The organism is Brevundimonas faecalis, assembly GCF_040549405.1.
Classification (GTDB): domain Bacteria; phylum Pseudomonadota; class Alphaproteobacteria; order Caulobacterales; family Caulobacteraceae; genus Brevundimonas; species Brevundimonas faecalis.
In genome coordinates, this window is record NZ_JBEPTF010000006.1 from 59,464 (window position 1) to 74,712 (window position 15,249).

Consider the following 15,249-nt stretch of genomic DNA (forward strand, 5'->3'; position numbering starts at 1 on the left):
AAGGACGGCTCTCAAGCTCATCGCCTGACGAAGACGATGTTTCGCGCCCCGCCCGCCCAGGCGCCGAAGCCCGTGACCCTGCCTTCGGCGTCGCGCGCGAAGACGAAGGTGGTGACGCCGCGAAGACGGGTGGTGAAGGCGTCGGCGAAGCTGGGGGCCAGCGGCCACTCCACCGCGAACCGCTGATGCATGACCAGGACGCCGTCCTGAAGCGCGACCGTGATCGAGGTGTCGAGTTCGGGGCTGAAATAGGTTCCGACATAGTCGGCCAGCGCCGTATCGACGGCGGGAGGCCGTACGGCGACGAAGGTCTGAACGACCCCGCCCCGCGTCAGGTTGAACCCAACCTCGCCGTCGGTCCTGCGGGTGAAGCCGACGAGGCCCCCGTCGGCCGCTTGGAAGCGGTCCTTGTCCAGCGGGGTCAGCGTCTGTGATCCGCCCCGCGTCATGGTCAGTCGGCCGTCGACCGCCGCCAATCGGACCAGATCGCCTCTCACCGGATCGCGAAACAGGCCTTCATAGGCGAGCAGCTCGGATTGTGGCGTCCGGACCGTCGCCGCGGCTGTTAGGGCCGGAACGGGGGCTTCGGCGGCGGGAGCGCGGCCGAGCGCCAGAAGGGCCTGCCGGGCGATCCCTTCACCCATCGCCGTCGGGTCGATCCCGCCGTTGTTGCACATCAAGGCGACCGAGACGCCCTGGTCCGGATAGCGCCCCAGCCAGGTCTTGTAGCCGGCCGTCGAACCGCTGTGCGACACCAGGCGGCGTCCATGGTCGTCGACGACCTCCAGGCCCAGGCCGTATCCCAGGGGCGCGCCGTTGCTCAGCTGGCCGACGGTCTGCAGGGCTGTCGCCAGCGCCTCCCCGTCCGGCAGAACCGACGGCCTGTCCAGGAAGGCGTTCCAGCGCAGCAGGTCGCCGACCGTCGTCAGGAGGCCGCCGTTTCCATAGACATTGGTGAAGGGCATGTTGGCGACGAAGCCCGTCTCAGTCGGCGCATAGGCGTCGGCGCGTCCTGGCGTCACCCTGCGGAAATCCTCGCGCCAGAGGGTGTGATCCATCCCCAGCGGCTTGAACAGGCGCCGGCTGGTGAAGGCCTGCAGGCTGTCGCCGCTGACCCGCTCGACGATGATCGCCGCCAGGACGTAGTTGGTGTTGGTGTAGAGGAACTCGGCGCCCGGCGTGAAGTTGAGGCTCTTTTGCCGCGAGATCAGGTCCAGGATCATGGCGTTGGCGTGCACCTGCTGGCCGGGGCCGTTGCCTGTCAGCGCCAGAAGGCTCCACTGTTCCCGCAGGCCGCTCGTGTGATTCAACAGATGCCGAATCGTGATCGGCGTCCCGTAATCCGGCGTCTCGGGCAGGTAGCGGCGAATGTCGTCGTCGAGGCTCAGCTTTCCGTCCTGGGCCAGCAGGACCACGGCGGCGGCGGTGAACTGCTTGGCCAGCGAACCGGTCTCGAGAATGCTCTCCGGCGTCAGAGGCGCAGCGTGTTCCAACTCGGCCTGGCCCCTGGCGATGATCGTCGCTGGCTTGCCGGAAAGGGCCACGCCCGCGACGCAGCCGGGCCCGGCGGGGTCGATGAAGGACAGGGCCGCGTCCAGATCGAGCGGGGTCGGCTGGGCTTGGGCCGGCGGGGCGTAGCCAGCGCCGGCAAGAAGGCAGGAAAGGGCGGCAGCGGCGATGATTGGGCGCATGGAAACCTCGACGATCGCCTGAGGCCCTAGAACTGCGTCATAGGGCCGCCAAGGATGCATCGGCGAAGTGGGGCCTTCTATCGGTGAACGACCGTGGCTTTGGCCGCTTTCCGACCCGCGCGTCAGTCCTCGGGGATCACCGCGCGGATGACGCGGGCGGAGGAGGGGCGGCCGGCGATGCCGCGGCGGGGGTCGACGACGACGCGAAGGTCGCCGCCCGCATAGGTTACCTGGGCGCGGGAGCCCTCGACGATGGTGATGCTGCGCAGGCGATCCAGGAAGGGGCGGGCGCTGGGCGAGCGGGCGATGCGGACCACGGCGTCGGTGGTGACGACCAGGGCCTCGATGCACAGGGCCTCGGATTCCTCGCCGAAGACATTGATGCGGACCAGGCGTCCCATGGCGTCGCTGACCAGGCCGCTGCGCCGGGTCATCAGGTTGAACATCTGGACCGGGCCGAGGGTCGGCGGCTCCAGGCTGACAGCGGGACCGGCCACGGAGACGGGCGATCCGCCGGGGTTGCGCGTGGTGTAGACGGTGATGCCGCCGCTGGGCGTGACGCGCAGGACCTGCTCGCCCGCGTCGTTGCGATAGATGGTGTCGCCGCGCGGCGCCGCCGAGGGGCGCAGGGCCCAGGTCTCGGTCGAGCGGTCGAAGCGCAGCAGGGTCAGGGAGCCGTCGCGGTCCAGGACGAAGCCCTGGCCCGCCTCGGACACATAGCGCGCCGGCGGGGGGATGGTGCGCGTGACCGACTGGTCGCGGATGACCCGGCTCTGCTCGGCCTGGGCGTTGGAGCGAAGCTGGGCCGCCGCCGGACCGGCCGAGAGACAGCCGACGGCCAGCATCAACAGCAGGAGCAGGTCGAGGCGCACGCCCGCGACCGTCGCGGCGCGGGGCGCCGCGACGGCGAAGAACGGCGGATTCTCCGCCTGGACCTCGACCGCTGCCATCATGAAAGACGTGGTGATACGCCCGAACGGCGGATTTTGGGCGAAACGCGGTTAGCCAACCAGGTACTGCCCGCCGTTCAGCGACAGGGTGCAGCCTGTGACATATCCGGCACGCTCGCCGGCCAGCCAGGACACCATGTCGGCGATTTCCTCGCCTTTACCGAGCCTTCCGACCGGGATCTGGGCGATGATGGAGTCCAGAACCTTCTGGTCCATGGCGCCGACCATCTCGGTGTCGATGTAGCCAGGGGCGATGCAGTTGACGGTCACGCCCTTGCGCGCGTTCTCCAGGGCCAGGGCCTTGGTGAAGCCGATCATGCCGGCCTTGGCGGCGGAATAGTTGGCCTGGCCGATCTGACCCTTCTGGCCGTTGATCGAGGAGATGTTGACGATCCGGCCGAAGCCGCGGTCGCGCATGCCGTTGATCACCTGGCGCGTCATGTTGAAGACGCTGTCCATGTTGACGCGGATCACGTCCGACCACTGGTCATGGTTCATCTTGTGGAAGAAGCCGTCGCGGGTGATGCCGGCGTTGTTCACCAGGACGTCGATGGGGCCGAACTGGGCCTCGACTTCCCGCACCGCGCGCTCGCAGTCCTCGAAGGAGCCGACGTTGCCCTTGACCACCATGACGCCCAGTTCGCGCGCGGTGGCCTCCGCCGCCTCTGTGTTGCCGGAATAGCCGGCGGCGACCTGCATGCCGTCTTCCTTCAGCCTTTGCACGATGGCCTTGCCGATGCCCCGGGTGCCCCCGGTGACCAGAGCGGTTCTCGTCATGTGTGCGTTTCCTGTCCCTTTTTCAGGCGACGCCGGGCTGGTCGTCGCCTCCCCTCGGACTCAGCTTTAGCTGCTCCGAGGGCGACGGTGAAGACGCCGTCAGGCGGCTTCGTCCATCCGGGCCATGTCGATGACGAAACGATAGCGCACGTCGGACTTCTCCATCCGGGCGTAGGCTTCGTTTATCTGGTGCGGAGCTATGGTTTCGATGTCGCACACGATCCCGTGTTCGGCGCAGAAATCGAGCATCTCCTGGGTCTCGCGGATGCCGCCGATCAGGCTGCCGGCCACGCTGCGGCGACGCCACAGCAGGGGCATGGCGAAGACCGGCAGGCCCTCGGTGGTCAGGCCCAGCATGACCATGGTCCCGTCGCGGGCCAGCAGGTTCAGGTGACCGGCGATCTCATGCGTGGCCGAGACGGTGTTGATGATCAGGTCGAACTTTTCGGCCGCCGCCTTCATCGCCGCCTTGTCGGAGTTGATCAGGAAGTGGCGGGCGCCCATGCGTTCGGCGTCGGCCTTCTTGCGGTCCGAGGTCGACAGGACGGTGACTTCCGCCCTCATGGCGGCGGCCAGCTTGACCGCCATGTGGCCCAGGCCGCCCAGGCCGACGACGGCGACCTTGGAGCCCGGTCCCACCTTCCAGTGACGCAGGGGGCTGTAGGTGGTCACGCCCGCGCACAGCAGGGGGGCGGCGGCGTCGAGCGGCAGGCTGTCGGGAATGGACAGGACATAGTTCTGGTCCACCGTGATCCGGTCGGAATAGCCGCCCTGGGTGATGGTCTGTCCGACCTCGGCGCCCTTGGGGTCGGGGGAGCCGTAGGTCTGGGTCATGCCGGGGACACAGTACTGCTCCAGGCCTTCGCGGCAGGCGGAACAGGTGCGGCAACTGTCGACCATGCAGCCGACGCCGACCCGGTCGCCCTCCTTGAAGCGCGTGACATTGGCGCCGACGGCCGTGACCACCCCGGCGATCTCGTGGCCGGGCACGACGGGATAGCGGGTTCCGCCCAGGTCGTTGTGCGCCACATGCAGGTCCGAGTGGCAGACGCCGCAATATTTGACGGCGATGGCCACGTCGTCGGGACCGGGATCGCGGCGGTCGAAGCTGTAGGGGCCCAGCGGCTGGTCTGCGGCGACGGCGGCGAAGGCGCGGGCGGCGATCGGCATGGCGGAATCCTGAACTGCGGGGTTTCGGTTGCGCCCCCTTCACGTCCGCCGCAAGCTGCGGGCGCGCAGGGAGACGGGATATGACGGACGACGCACGACTGAAGCCGATCGTGCTGGCCCCTGGGGAAGGGCGTTCCTACAGCATGGGTTCCATGCGGGCCGTGTTCAAGGCGGACGAGGCGGAAACCGGGTCGGACTATTCCGTCTCGGAGTGGTTCCTGGAGCCGCACACGGAGGGGCCGGGACCGCACAGCCATCCCGATCACGACGACCTCTTCTACGTGATCGAAGGGGTCATGAGCTTCCGCGTCGGCGACGACTGGATCGACGCGGGCGTCGGCGCCTTCATCCGGGCGCCGCGCGGCGTGACCCACGACTTCGCCAACCGCACCGACTGGCGCGCGGGCCTGCTGAACCTCTATGTCCCCGGCGGGTTCGAGCGCGACATGCCCGCCATCGTGAAGTGGTTCGCCGAGAACAGCGGCTAGGGCGCGGGCGACCTCGCCCTAGGTCTTCAGCCGTTCGATCAGGGCGACGGCCGCCGCCGGGTTCCGGACCTTGGCCCCCGAGATGAAGTAGGCGAAGACGTCGCCGCCTTCGGCCCATGCGCGGGCCTGGTTCGCCACGGCGTCCAGTTCGTCGGCGGTCATGCCCGTGGGCTCGTCCTCGCGGCTGGACATCAGGCGGGCGTATCTGAAGTCTGCCGTCGCCTCGTCGATGCGGGGCCAGGTCGGCTCCTCGTCGTCCACGGCGTAGACGACGGCCGCGCCGTACTTGCGGGCCAGGTCATGGAATTGCTCGGTCGCGAAGCTGGGATTGCGCACCTCCAGGGCGTGACGCAGGCGGACCCCGTCCTTCTCCCGGGGCAGCAGCTTCAGGAAGCCCTCGAAGTCCTCGGCGTCGAACTTCTTGGTGCCCATGAACTGCCAGTTGATCGGGCCCAGCTTGTCGCCCAGCAGGGTCAGGCCCTGGGACAGGAAGCGGTCGAAGCTCTCGCCGCCTTCCGACAGCACCTTGCGGTTGGTGCAGAAGCGGCTGGCCTTGACGGCGAAGACGAAGCCGTCCGGGGTTTCGTCGCGCCACTTCATCCAGCTGTCGGGCTTGAAGGTGGAGTAGTAGGTGCCGTTGATCTCGATGGAGGTCAGGGCGCGGCTGGCGAACTCCAGCTCGCGCTTCTGGGTCAGGCCCTCGGGATAGAAGACGCCGCGCCACGGCTCGAAGGTCCAGCCGCCGACGCCGATGTGGATGGAGCCTGTCATGGCCTGACCTCCCTGAATACGGGTTCCTTCATGCACCCGGAGCCGGGGCGCGGGCAACCGCCGAACAGGGTCAGGAGCCGCCGACCGAAGCGGCGGCCATGGCGGCGGGGTTGGCGATGCTGAGACCGGCCAGATAGAGGTAGAGAAGGATGTGCAGCCCCATGGCGAGGGCGAAGAGCCAGGCCCTGCGCGTCAGGGCCGCGGGCAGGATCAGGACCAGATAGATGGCCAGGTTGACCGCGTAGCTGACCGCCACCTGCATGCCGCCGCCCTTGGCCATGTTCACCCAAACCGCGCCCGCCAGCATCAGCAGGTTGGCCAGGATCAGCAGCAGCATGACCGCCCGCTTGTTGGCCCAGAAGTGGGCGTCCAGATCCTGTACCGCGTCGTCCGGCTCGGGGAAGATCAGGCTGGCGGCGATGAAGTAGATGGTGGCGACCATCAGGCCTGCGATCAGCAGGCCGTAGCTGTAGGGGGCGGTGCTGAAATTGGTCCAGGCGGCGTCCCAGAAGGTGGCGACGTCCAGGGCGGCGAAGGCGGCCAGGAGGGGGGTCTTCCAGCCGATCGGGATCGTCTTGCGGTGCTTGAAGGCTCGCGCGGCGCCCGTGGCCAGGACCGCTACGGACAGGCCCAGGACCAGGCCGTAGAAGCTGAAGAAGAATTCGAACGCGCTCACACGGCCCCCCGGTCGCCTTTTACGGCGTGCAGTCTAGGGCCGGTCGACGGCGGCGTCATCCGTTTCCGCCGCGACGGCGGCCAGGGCGGACAGGAGGGCGGCGGCGGTGACGGGCTTGGCCAGGTGCAGGTCGGCGCCGGCGGCCCGCGCCTCGGCCCGGTGTTCGTCCATGGCGTTGGCGCTGAGCATCAGGACGGGGGTGCGGCGAAGGCCGGGGCGTGCGGCCTCGAAGGCGCGGATGGCGCGCGTGGCCGACAGGCCGTCGACGCCGGGCATCTGCATGTCCATGACCACCACGTCGAAGCGGCCGTCCTGGAAGGCCGCGACCGCCTGGGCGCCGTCGTCCACCACGGTCAGTTCGGCGACGTGATCGGCCAGGATCAACTGGACCAGCCGCTGGTTGACCGGATGATCCTCGGCCAGCAGGACGCGCAGGGAGGGGGCGGGCAGGAGGGGCGGCGTCTGTTCCGCCGTCTCGGCTGCGGAGGCGGCGCGCGGCAGGGGCAGTTCGACCTGGAACAGGCTGCCCTCGCCCGGGGTGGAGCGGGCCTCGATCCGGCCGCCCATCATCTGGGTCAGGGAGCGGCAGATCGACAGGCCCAGGCCCGTGCCGCCGAAGCGGCGGGCGATGGTGGCGTCGGCCTGGCTGAAGCGCTCGAACAGACGGGCGGCCTGATCGGGGCCGAAGCCCACGCCGGTGTCCTGGACCTCGAAGGACAGAAGGGTCGGGGCACAGGCGGCCTCGCTGATCTTGAAGCGGACCGCGACCTGTCCCCGGCCGGTGAACTTGACCGCGTTGGAGAGCAGGTTGGACAGGATCTGGCCGATCCGCACCGGGTCGCCGATGAAGGCGCCGGAAGCCTCGGGCGCGCGCTCGACGATGAAGGACAGCCCCTTGTCCCGGGCCAGGCGGCGCTGGGCCTCGAGCGGGGCGGACAGGGCTTCGTCCAGGTCGAAGGGGCGCGGCTCCAGCCGCAGCTTTCCGGCTTCGATGCGGGACACGTCCAGCAGGTCGGAGACCAGGCGTTCCAGCGTCACGCCCGAGGCGCCGATCAACTCGACCATCTCGGCCTGGTCCGGCGTCAGGGCGGTTCGGGACAGGGCGTCCACCACCCCGATCACCCCGTTCAGAGGCGTGCGGACCTCATGGCTCATATTGGCGAGGAATTCGGACTTGGCGCGGTTGGCGGCCTCGGCGGCCAGCTTGGCCTCGATCAGGGCCTGTTCGGCGGCCATCTTCTCGGTCACGTCGCGGGCGACGGCGTAGATGCGGTCGCGATAGCGCTGGGCGCGCCATTCCAGGGTGACGAAGCGGCCGTCCTTGTGTCGGTAGCGGTTGACGTGGCCCAGGACCGGATCGCCGGGACGACGGTTCTCCACCTCCTGGACGCTGTGGTGGGTGGCCGGCAGGTCGTCGGGATGGACCAGGGACAGGATCAGCCGCCCCTCCAGATCCTCCGGACTATAGCCCAGGGTCGTGGCCCAGGAGGCGCTGGCCCGGACGATGCGGCCGTCCAGTTCGCGGATGACCAGAAGATCGAGGGAAACGCCGAAGAAGGTGGCCAGGTCGGCCTCATCCGCGTCTGCGACCGTCAGGGACGCAGAGATCGGGGGATGAAGCGTCATGCGGAGATCCTCGGCCTACTGATCTCCGACATAGGGCGGACCCGTTAAGATCGCCTTTGCGCGGGACTAGGGGCGCGTCCGGGACGGGAGGCGGAAATGTGCACTCAGAAAACATAGTGCAATCGTGCACAATTGCGCGTTCGCCAGGGTGTTCGACGGGGCGGGTCGTCGTCGGGATGCGGCAGGGGGCGAGACAGGGCGAAGGTCATGGCCGCAGTCTGGCATGTCCGACGACCCAGGCTGGCGAAACGGCGCCTGACGCCGCCAATCCCAAGGATTCATTGGGATTGGCGCGCCGGATTATGCGGGACGAAGGCCCTGCGGCCGCGCAATCCTAGTAGGCGAAGTCGCGGTAGACGCGGCTCAGGTCGCCCTTCCATTCGCCGTTGTAGAGGTCCAGCAGGCGCTCGGCGGGGGTGAGGCCGCTGTCGGCGATGTCTTCCAGTTCCGACAGGTAGCCGCGCTCGTCCACCATGCCGCCGCTGAAGCGGGCGCGGTTCTTCAGGCCCTGCTTGGCGATGGCGACCAGGTCGACGGCGATGTCGCGGACGCTGCGGCCCGCCACCTCGGCCTTCAGGCCCAGGCGGGTCACGTCGCGGCGCAGGCGTTCGTGGTCGGCGATGTCCCAGTCCTTGCACAGGTCCCAGGCGGCGGCGAGAGAGGGGGCGTCGTAGAGGACGCCGGCCCACAGGGCGGGCAGGCCGCAGATGCGGCTCCACGGACCGCCGTCGGCGCCGCGCATCTCCAGGTACTGTTTCAGGCGGACTTCGGGGAAGAGGGTGGTCAGGTGGTCGGCCCAGTCCTTGGCCGTGGCGCGCTCGCCCGGCAGGGCGTCCAGGCCCTCGGTCATGAACGTGCGGAACGATTGGCCCGACAGGTCGACATAGGTCTCGCCGCGCTTGGCGAAATACATGGGGGTGTCCAGGGCGTAGTCGGCGTAGCGCTCGTAGCCGAAACCGTCCTGGAAGACGAAGTCCAGCATGCCGGTGCGGTCCGGGTCGGTGTCGGTCCAGACGTTGGCGCGGGCCGACAGGAAGCCGTTGGGCCGGTCCTCGGTGAAGGGGCTGTTGGCGAACAGGGCGGTGGCGATGGGCTGAAGGGCCAGCGACGTGCGGAACTTCATGACCATGTCGGCTTCGCTGTCGAAGTCGAGATTGGCCTGGATGGTGCAGGTCCGCAGCATCATGTCGAGGCCGAGCGAGCCCTTCTTGGGCATGTAGGCGCGCATGATGGCGTAGCGGCCCTTGGGCATGACGGGGATGTCCTCGCGCCGCCACATCGGATCGAAGCCCAGACCCAGGAAGCCCAGGTTCAACTGGTCCGCCACCTGCTTGACCTCCATCAGGTGCTGGCCGGTCTCGGAACAGATATCGTGGATGTCCTTCAGCGGGGCGCCGGACAGCTCGAACTGGCCGCCGGGCTCCAGGCTGATGGAGGCGGTGAAGCCCTCGGCGTTCCTGCGCTCCAGGGCGATGACGTGGCCGGCTTCCTCGACCGGGGACCAGCCGAAGCGCTGCAGTCCGGTCAGCATGGCCAGGATGCCGTTTTCGCCCTCATAGGCGGGGCGGCGCAGAGTCGACTTGTCGAAGCCGAATTTCTCGTGCTCGGCGCCGATCCGCCATTGGTCCTTGGGCTTCTCGCCCTTGGACATGGCGTGAATCAGTTGCTCTCTGGAAAGCGGCGCCGTGTCGGTCATCTGTAACCCCTGCTGTCGCGGCTAGATGGGCGAGGATACGGCCTCGCTCAAGAGGGCCTGTGCAACTTCTATCTTTCCCAGTCGCCGACCGCAGCCTGCCACAGGCCCATGGCCGCGATGGCGGCGGTGTCGGCGCGCAGGATGCGTGGGCCCAGGGACACGGCCGTGGCGAAGGGCAGGGCGCGCAGGCGCTCGCCTTCCTCGGGCGAGAAACCGCCCTCGGGGCCGATCAGGATGGCCCAGGGACCCTGGCCCACGGCCGTCAGGGCCTTGATCGCCGGGGCGCCGCCTGTCTCGTCGCAGAACATCAGGCGGCGCGAGGCGTCCCAGCCGCTCAACAGGGCGTCCAGCTTCACTGGATCATCGACCAGGGGCACGTCCAGGCGTCCGGTCTGTTCGGCGGCCTCTTCGGCGATGGCGTCCAGCCGGTCCAGGCGGAGGCGGTCGGCGTTGGTCCTATGGGTCAGGACCAGGCGCACGCGAGCGGCGCCCAGTTCGGTCGCCTTTTCGACGATGGTCTCGATCCGGGCCTTCTTCACCACGGCGACGATCAGCTCCAGGTCGGGGCCGTGGGTCTGCGGCCGGACCTGTTCCTCGGCGCGCAGGACGACGCCCTTCTTCAGCACCTCGGCGACCACGGCGCGCCATTCGCCGTCGCGGCCGTTGAAGACCAGGAGCTCGTCCCCGGCCTTCAGCCGCATGACCTGGGTCAGATAGCGGGACTGGTCGAGGGTGGGGGCGACGGGGGCGCCGGCGGCGAGGCCGCCCTGGACGTGTAAACGGATCATCGGCTCAGTAGTGGTAGCGGCACTGGATGATTTCCAGGCTGGTTTGCGTGGCGCGATAGACCAGTCGGTGCTGCTGGTCGATCCGTCGGGACCACCAGCCGGAGAGCTCGCCCTTGAGGGGCTCCGGCTTGCCTGAACCGGTGAAAGGCGTGCGCTGGCATTCCTTGATGAGCCCATTCAGCTTTTTCAGCGTTTTCCGGTCGGTTTCCTGCCACTCAAGATACTGCGACCAGGCGCGGGCGGTGAAGAGGAGGTTCATTCCTCGATCAGTTCGCGAACCTGACCGCCGCCGGCTTCAAGCTCTGCAATAGAAGCGCGAAGCGCTTCTCGGTTCGCCGGGCTGCGCAACAGGTATTCCGTCTCTTGCCAGGAAGCGAAGTCCTCCAGCGACATCAACACGGCGGCCGGCTTGCCGCCTTCGCGGGTGATGATGGCGGGGTCGTGATCCGCCGCGACGCGGTCGATGGCGGCCGCGAGGTTCTTGCGCAGTTCGGAGACGGAGATGACCTTCATGGTATGAAATGTACTCAATTGCGTACTTTCTTGCAAATCGCGAACCTCAGGCCTTCCTCTGCGCCAGATGGGTCAGGGCGGCGGTCACGGCCTCGTCCTGGGAGGCGTAGAGGCCGGATTCGTGCAGGACGAGTTCAGCCTCCCAGCTGCCGATCTTGGGCGCGGTCAGTTGCTGGCGCCGCCAGAGGATGAAGGCGTAGAGGCCGTCGGGGCGGCGAACGACCTCGGTCCATTCGGCTCCGACCCTTTCGTCCTGTCGCCAGACCACGTTCCGGGCCTTTCCGGCGAAGGGAGAGACCGCCGGAAGCCGGATCGTCAGCAGCCGCGACGCCCAGGCGCGCAGCTTTTCCAGCGGGCTCTTTTCGATGATGGCCATGCGTCGTTGGACGGGCCTCAGAGGGTTCGTGCGATCAGCAGCTTCATGATCTCGTTCGTGCCGCCGTAGATGCGCTGGACGCGGGCGTCCTTGTAGAGCTGGGCGATCGGATATTCGGTCATGTAGCCGTAGCCGCCGAAGAGCTGCAGCATCTCGTCGATGGTCTCGCCCTGGATGTCGGTCACCCAGTACTTGGCCATGGAGGCGGTGGCGGCGTCCAGCTGCCCCTTGAGGTGCAGGCCGATGCAGTGGTCGACGAAGACCTTGGCGACCGTCAGCTTGGTCTTGACCTCGGCCAGCTTGAACTGGGTGTTCTGGAAGTCGATCACACGCTTGCCGAAGGCCTTGCGCTGCTTGACGTAGTCCAGCGTCGCCTCCAGGCCCCGCTCGGCGGCGGCCACGCCCTGGACGGCGATGTTCAGGCGTTCCTGCGGCAGTTGCTGCATCAACTGGACGAAGCCCTGGCCCTCGGTTCCGCCGATGGCGTTTTCCAGCGGCACTTTCACATCGTTGAAGAAGAGCTCGGAGGTGTCGTTGGCCTCCATGCCGATCTTGTGCAGGTTGCGGCCGCGCTCGAAGCCTTCCGCTCCGTCCGTTTCAAGGGCGATCAGGCTGGTGCCCTTGGCGCCTTCGGCGGGGTCGGTCTTGGCGACGACGATGATGAAGTTGGCCAGCTGGCCGTTGGTGATGAAGGTCTTGGAGCCGTTCAGGACATAGTGGTCGCCCTGTCTGACGGCGGTGGTCTTGACCCCCTGCAGGTCGGAGCCGGCGCCCGGCTCGGTCATGGCGATGGCGCCGACCAGTTCGCCCGACGCCAGGCGCGGCAGCCAGCGCGCCTTCTGCTCGGCCGTGCCGTAGTGCCAGATGTAGGGCATGACGATGGCGTTGTGCAGCGAGATGCCGAAGTGGTCCGCGCCCTTCCAGCCCAACTGGCGCATCAGCACCACCTCGTGGCGATAGTCGCCGCCGAAGCCGCCGTCCTCCTCCGGCAGGGACAGGCCCAGCAGGCCGGCCTCGCCCGCCGTGTTCCACAGGCCGCGCGGCACGCTGGAGGCGGCGATCCATTCCGCCATCTTCTCGGGCGGGGCGTGCTCGTCGATCCATTTGCCGACACTGTCGGAGAAGAGGACGATCTCCTCTTCCTGCATGAAGTCGGGGTCGGGGGTGTTGAGCACGTTCATCGTGACGTTTCCTGCGCGGCGCGGTCGGACTCTGGCGGTCGTCTCAGCGTGGTCGATAGAGAAAGGGCCTCCCTCGCGTCGGCGAGAGAGGCCCTGTGATCAGCGGCGGATCAGAACGCTTCCGCCGGCATCTGCATCAGCACCTCGGCGCCGGTCTTCAGCTTGACCAGGTGGGCGGCGGCGTCGGGCAGGATGCGCTCGACGAAGTACCGGCCGGTCTGCAGCTTGGTGACGTAATAGGGGTCGGCGTCGCCGGCGGCGATTTTCGCTTGGGCCGACTTGGCCATCTGGGCCCACATATAGGCCAGGGCCGTCAGGCCGAAGATGTGCAGGTAGTCGGTCGAGGCGGCGGCGGCGTTGTCCGGGTTGGCCATGCCGTTCTGCATCAGCCACATGGTGGCCTCCTGCAGCTTCTTCTTGGTGTCGGCCAGGCCTTCGACGAAGGGCTTGATCGCTTCGTCGTCGCCATTCTCGCCCACGAAGGCGTCGATGTCGGCGAACCAGCTCATGATGGCGCGGCCGCCGTTCGACGGCAGCTTGCGGCCCACCAGGTCGAGCGCCTGGATGCCGTTGGTGCCCTCATAGATCATGGTGATGCGGGCATCGCGCAGATACTGCGAGGCGGGGAAGTGTTCGGTGTAGCCCGAGCCGCCGTGGACCTGCATGGCCAGGGAGGCGACGTGGAAGCCCTTGTCGGTCAGATAGGCTTTCAGGACCGGCGTGATCAGGCCCATGTAGTCCTTGGCCTTGGTCGCCGTGGCCTCGTCCGAGGACTTCTGCAGGTCGGCCTGAAGCGCGGTCCACAGGATGAAGGCGCGGCCGCCTTCCACGAAGGCTTTCGACTCCAGCAGCATGCGGCGGACGTCGGGGTGGACCATGATGGGGTCGGCCGGGCCGTCCGGGTTCTTGGCGCCGGTCAGGGCGCGGCCCTGCAGGCGGTCGTTGGCGAACTCGACGGCGGCCTGATAGGCGGCGTCGCCGATGGCCAGACCCTGCAGGCCGGTGCCGAGGCGGGCCTCGTTCATGACCACGAACATGTTGTTCATGCCGCGGCCTTCTTCGCCGATCAGCCAGCCCTTGGCGTTCTCATAGGCCATGACGCAGGTGGCGTTGCCGTGGATGCCCATCTTGTGTTCCAGGCCGGCGCAGGCCACGCCGTTGCGCTCGCCGATGGAGCCGTCTTCGTTCACCAGGAACTTGGGCACCACGAAGAGCGACAGGCCCTTGATGCCCGGGACCGCGCCTTCGACGCGGGCCAGCACGGTGTGGATGATGTTGTCGGCGAAGTCGTGCTCGCCCGCCGAGATCCAGATCTTCTGGCCGGTGATCGAGTAAGATCCATCGCCGTTGGGCGTGGCCTTGGTGCGGACCATGCCCAGGTCGGTGCCGCATTGCGGCTCGGTCAGGTTCATGGTGCCGGTCCACTCGCCGGTCGCCATCTTCGGCAGATACTTCTGCTTCAGCGCGTCCGAGGCCGAGGCCTCGATGCCGTGATAGGCGCCGCCCGTCAGGCCCGGATACATGGAGAAGGCCGCCGAGGCCGCCGCCGTGAATTGACCCACGGCCATCGAGACGATGGAGGGCAGGCCCTGGCCGCCGTATTCCGTGCCGAAGGCCAGGCTGGTCCAGCCAGCCTCGACCATCTGGTGATAGGCTTCCTTCCAGCCCTTGGGCGTCGTGACCACGTCGCCTTCGATACGGCAGCCTTCCTGATCGCCCGGACGGTTGATCGGGGCGATGACTTCCTCGGCGAACTTGCCGCCTTCCTCGATGATCTGGTCGATCAGGTCGCGCGACAGGTCGGAATCGGCGAAGTGGTTGGCGTAGCGCTCGACCTCCAGCACGTCGTGCAGGACGAAGGTCAGGTCGCGAACAGGCGCCTTGTAGGCCATGATCAGGCTCTCGCTTTGAAGGGCTGGAAGTGGTTGTCGGGGTTGAGGCGTTCGCTCAGCAGGCTGGCGTATTCCTCCGCGCCCGGCAGAAGGTCGGGCCGGTGCTCGCCCAGCTTGGATTCCATCCAGGCGCAGGCTTCCTCGGCGGTTTCGATGGCGCCCACGATGTCCTCGAGCTGCTGCTTCAGCGCCGCGACGCGGGCGCGGTGGCGTGGCAGGGCGATGGCCATCTGATGGACGTTGTGTTCTTTCTTGTCATAGAGGTCCAGCATCTCCTGGATCTCCTGAAGGGTGAAGCCGATGCGCCGGCCGCGCATGATCAGCTTCAGGCGGGCGCGGTCGCGCGGTCCGTAGACCCGCGTCTGCCCCTTGCGGGCAGGGGTCAGAAGGCCCTTGTCCTCATAGAAGCGCAGGGCGCGCGCGGTCGCGCCGAATTCACGGCACAGGTGCCGGATGGAATAGGTGCGGTGATCGTCAGCGGTCGCCATGCGACCTTCATAACTTGACGCGCACGTAAAGGGAAGCTTTTCGCGACGCGCCTCGAAAACTTGTGATGTAGGGGCGTTTAGTCGGTTCCGAGGGTGCAAGAAAAAGGCGCCGACCGGAAGTCCGGCGGCGCCTCAAGGGGATCGGGGAGGGCGTTTTGATGCGCTG

Annotated in this window: 16 protein-coding genes; 1 reads left to right on the plus strand and 15 read right to left on the minus strand. The window is 67.6% G+C overall.

The features are described 5' to 3' along the window. Positions 1-17 precede the first annotated feature (17 nt). The 4 genes from ABIE19_RS16415 to ABIE19_RS16430 all read right to left on the minus strand — a co-directional run bounded on the left by ABIE19_RS16415 (position 18) and on the right by ABIE19_RS16430 (position 4,588). Positions 18-1,691, minus strand: coding sequence for a serine hydrolase (locus tag ABIE19_RS16415; protein ID WP_354090310.1), 1,674 nt, complete (start codon positions 1,689-1,691; stop codon positions 18-20). A gap of 122 nt (positions 1,692-1,813) precedes the next feature. Further along, positions 1,814-2,644 (minus strand): DUF4908 domain-containing protein, encoded by an 831-nt coding sequence (locus ABIE19_RS16420; RefSeq protein WP_354090311.1) that lies wholly within the window; start codon positions 2,642-2,644, stop codon positions 1,814-1,816. 48 nt (positions 2,645-2,692) lie between these two features. Next, positions 2,693-3,418 (minus strand): acetoacetyl-CoA reductase, encoded by a 726-nt coding sequence (gene phbB, locus ABIE19_RS16425; protein ID WP_354090312.1) that lies wholly within the window; start codon positions 3,416-3,418, stop codon positions 2,693-2,695. 99 nt (positions 3,419-3,517) lie between these two features. Continuing rightward, the gene (locus tag ABIE19_RS16430; RefSeq protein WP_354090313.1) at positions 3,518-4,588 is read right to left on the minus strand and encodes an NAD(P)-dependent alcohol dehydrogenase; all 1,071 of its coding nucleotides are present in this window, start codon (positions 4,586-4,588) and stop codon (positions 3,518-3,520) included. An 80-nt stretch (positions 4,589-4,668) separates the two neighbouring features. On the opposite strand from ABIE19_RS16430, the gene ABIE19_RS16435 reads away from it, so the two are divergent. Further along, a complete protein-coding gene (locus tag ABIE19_RS16435) occupies positions 4,669-5,076 on the plus strand; it encodes a cupin domain-containing protein (RefSeq protein ID WP_354090314.1) in 408 nt (135 codons plus the stop codon). An 18-nt stretch (positions 5,077-5,094) separates the two neighbouring features. On the opposite strand, the gene ABIE19_RS16440 is transcribed toward ABIE19_RS16435, so the two are convergent. The 11 genes from ABIE19_RS16440 to ABIE19_RS16490 all read right to left on the minus strand — a co-directional run bounded on the left by ABIE19_RS16440 (position 5,095) and on the right by ABIE19_RS16490 (position 15,083). Next, positions 5,095-5,847, minus strand: a complete 753-nt coding sequence (locus ABIE19_RS16440; RefSeq protein ID WP_354090315.1) for a DUF72 domain-containing protein — start codon at positions 5,845-5,847, stop codon at positions 5,095-5,097. A 70-nt stretch (positions 5,848-5,917) separates the two neighbouring features. Further along, on the minus strand, positions 5,918-6,523 hold the full coding sequence (locus tag ABIE19_RS16445; protein ID WP_354090316.1) for a hypothetical protein: 606 nt from the start codon (positions 6,521-6,523) through the stop codon (positions 5,918-5,920). Positions 6,524-6,556: 33 nt separating this feature from the next. After that, positions 6,557-8,149 (minus strand): PAS domain-containing hybrid sensor histidine kinase/response regulator, encoded by a 1,593-nt coding sequence (locus ABIE19_RS16450; protein ID WP_354090318.1) that lies wholly within the window; start codon positions 8,147-8,149, stop codon positions 6,557-6,559. Between the two features lie 334 nt (positions 8,150-8,483). Further along, entirely contained in the window at positions 8,484-9,845 is a 1,362-nt protein-coding gene (locus ABIE19_RS16455) for a glutamate--cysteine ligase (protein WP_354090321.1), read from the minus strand. Between the two features lie 68 nt (positions 9,846-9,913). Further along, the gene (locus tag ABIE19_RS16460) at positions 9,914-10,633 is read right to left on the minus strand and encodes a 16S rRNA (uracil(1498)-N(3))-methyltransferase (RefSeq protein WP_354090323.1); all 720 of its coding nucleotides are present in this window, start codon (positions 10,631-10,633) and stop codon (positions 9,914-9,916) included. Positions 10,634-10,637: 4 nt separating this feature from the next. Then, positions 10,638-10,892, minus strand: coding sequence for a Txe/YoeB family addiction module toxin (locus tag ABIE19_RS16465; protein WP_354090324.1), 255 nt, complete (start codon positions 10,890-10,892; stop codon positions 10,638-10,640). After that, positions 10,889-11,164, minus strand: a complete 276-nt coding sequence (locus ABIE19_RS16470; protein ID WP_354090326.1) for a type II toxin-antitoxin system Phd/YefM family antitoxin — start codon at positions 11,162-11,164, stop codon at positions 10,889-10,891. The genes ABIE19_RS16465 and ABIE19_RS16470 overlap by 4 nt, the downstream gene beginning before the upstream one ends. Before the next feature lie 28 nt (positions 11,165-11,192). Further along, positions 11,193-11,522, minus strand: coding sequence for a hypothetical protein (locus ABIE19_RS16475; RefSeq protein ID WP_354090327.1), 330 nt, complete (start codon positions 11,520-11,522; stop codon positions 11,193-11,195). A gap of 17 nt (positions 11,523-11,539) precedes the next feature. Next, positions 11,540-12,703, minus strand: coding sequence for an acyl-CoA dehydrogenase family protein (locus tag ABIE19_RS16480; protein WP_354090328.1), 1,164 nt, complete (start codon positions 12,701-12,703; stop codon positions 11,540-11,542). 110 nt (positions 12,704-12,813) lie between these two features. Then, positions 12,814-14,595 (minus strand): acyl-CoA dehydrogenase C-terminal domain-containing protein, encoded by a 1,782-nt coding sequence (locus ABIE19_RS16485; RefSeq protein WP_354090329.1) that lies wholly within the window; start codon positions 14,593-14,595, stop codon positions 12,814-12,816. Positions 14,596-14,597: 2 nt separating this feature from the next. Next, positions 14,598-15,083: a MerR family transcriptional regulator gene (locus ABIE19_RS16490; protein ID WP_354090330.1), complete on the minus strand. Its 486-nt coding sequence runs from the start codon at positions 15,081-15,083 to the stop codon at positions 14,598-14,600. Positions 15,084-15,249 lie beyond the last annotated feature (166 nt).

What these genes read in the sequence shown, in the direction of transcription:
- ABIE19_RS16415 (WP_354090310.1), bottom strand. Translation starts at nt 1,691, where the DNA reads ATGCGCCCAATCATCGCCGCTGCCGCCCTTTCCTGCCTTCTTGCCGGC.
- ABIE19_RS16420 (WP_354090311.1), bottom strand. Translation starts at nt 2,644, where the DNA reads ATGATGGCAGCGGTCGAGGTCCAGGCGGAGAATCCGCCGTTCTTCGCC.
- phbB (WP_354090312.1), bottom strand. Translation starts at nt 3,418, where the DNA reads ATGACGAGAACCGCTCTGGTCACCGGGGGCACCCGGGGCATCGGCAAG.
- ABIE19_RS16430 (WP_354090313.1), bottom strand. Translation starts at nt 4,588, where the DNA reads ATGCCGATCGCCGCCCGCGCCTTCGCCGCCGTCGCCGCAGACCAGCCG.
- ABIE19_RS16435 (WP_354090314.1), top strand. Translation starts at nt 4,669, where the DNA reads ATGACGGACGACGCACGACTGAAGCCGATCGTGCTGGCCCCTGGGGAA.
- ABIE19_RS16440 (WP_354090315.1), bottom strand. Translation starts at nt 5,847, where the DNA reads ATGACAGGCTCCATCCACATCGGCGTCGGCGGCTGGACCTTCGAGCCG.
- ABIE19_RS16450 (WP_354090318.1), bottom strand. Translation starts at nt 8,149, where the DNA reads ATGACGCTTCATCCCCCGATCTCTGCGTCCCTGACGGTCGCAGACGCG.
- ABIE19_RS16455 (WP_354090321.1), bottom strand. Translation starts at nt 9,845, where the DNA reads ATGACCGACACGGCGCCGCTTTCCAGAGAGCAACTGATTCACGCCATG.
- ABIE19_RS16460 (WP_354090323.1), bottom strand. Translation starts at nt 10,633, where the DNA reads ATGATCCGTTTACACGTCCAGGGCGGCCTCGCCGCCGGCGCCCCCGTC.
- ABIE19_RS16465 (WP_354090324.1), bottom strand. Translation starts at nt 10,892, where the DNA reads ATGAACCTCCTCTTCACCGCCCGCGCCTGGTCGCAGTATCTTGAGTGG.
- ABIE19_RS16475 (WP_354090327.1), bottom strand. Translation starts at nt 11,522, where the DNA reads ATGGCCATCATCGAAAAGAGCCCGCTGGAAAAGCTGCGCGCCTGGGCG.
- ABIE19_RS16480 (WP_354090328.1), bottom strand. Translation starts at nt 12,703, where the DNA reads ATGAACGTGCTCAACACCCCCGACCCCGACTTCATGCAGGAAGAGGAG.
- ABIE19_RS16485 (WP_354090329.1), bottom strand. Translation starts at nt 14,595, where the DNA reads ATGGCCTACAAGGCGCCTGTTCGCGACCTGACCTTCGTCCTGCACGAC.
- ABIE19_RS16490 (WP_354090330.1), bottom strand. Translation starts at nt 15,083, where the DNA reads ATGGCGACCGCTGACGATCACCGCACCTATTCCATCCGGCACCTGTGC.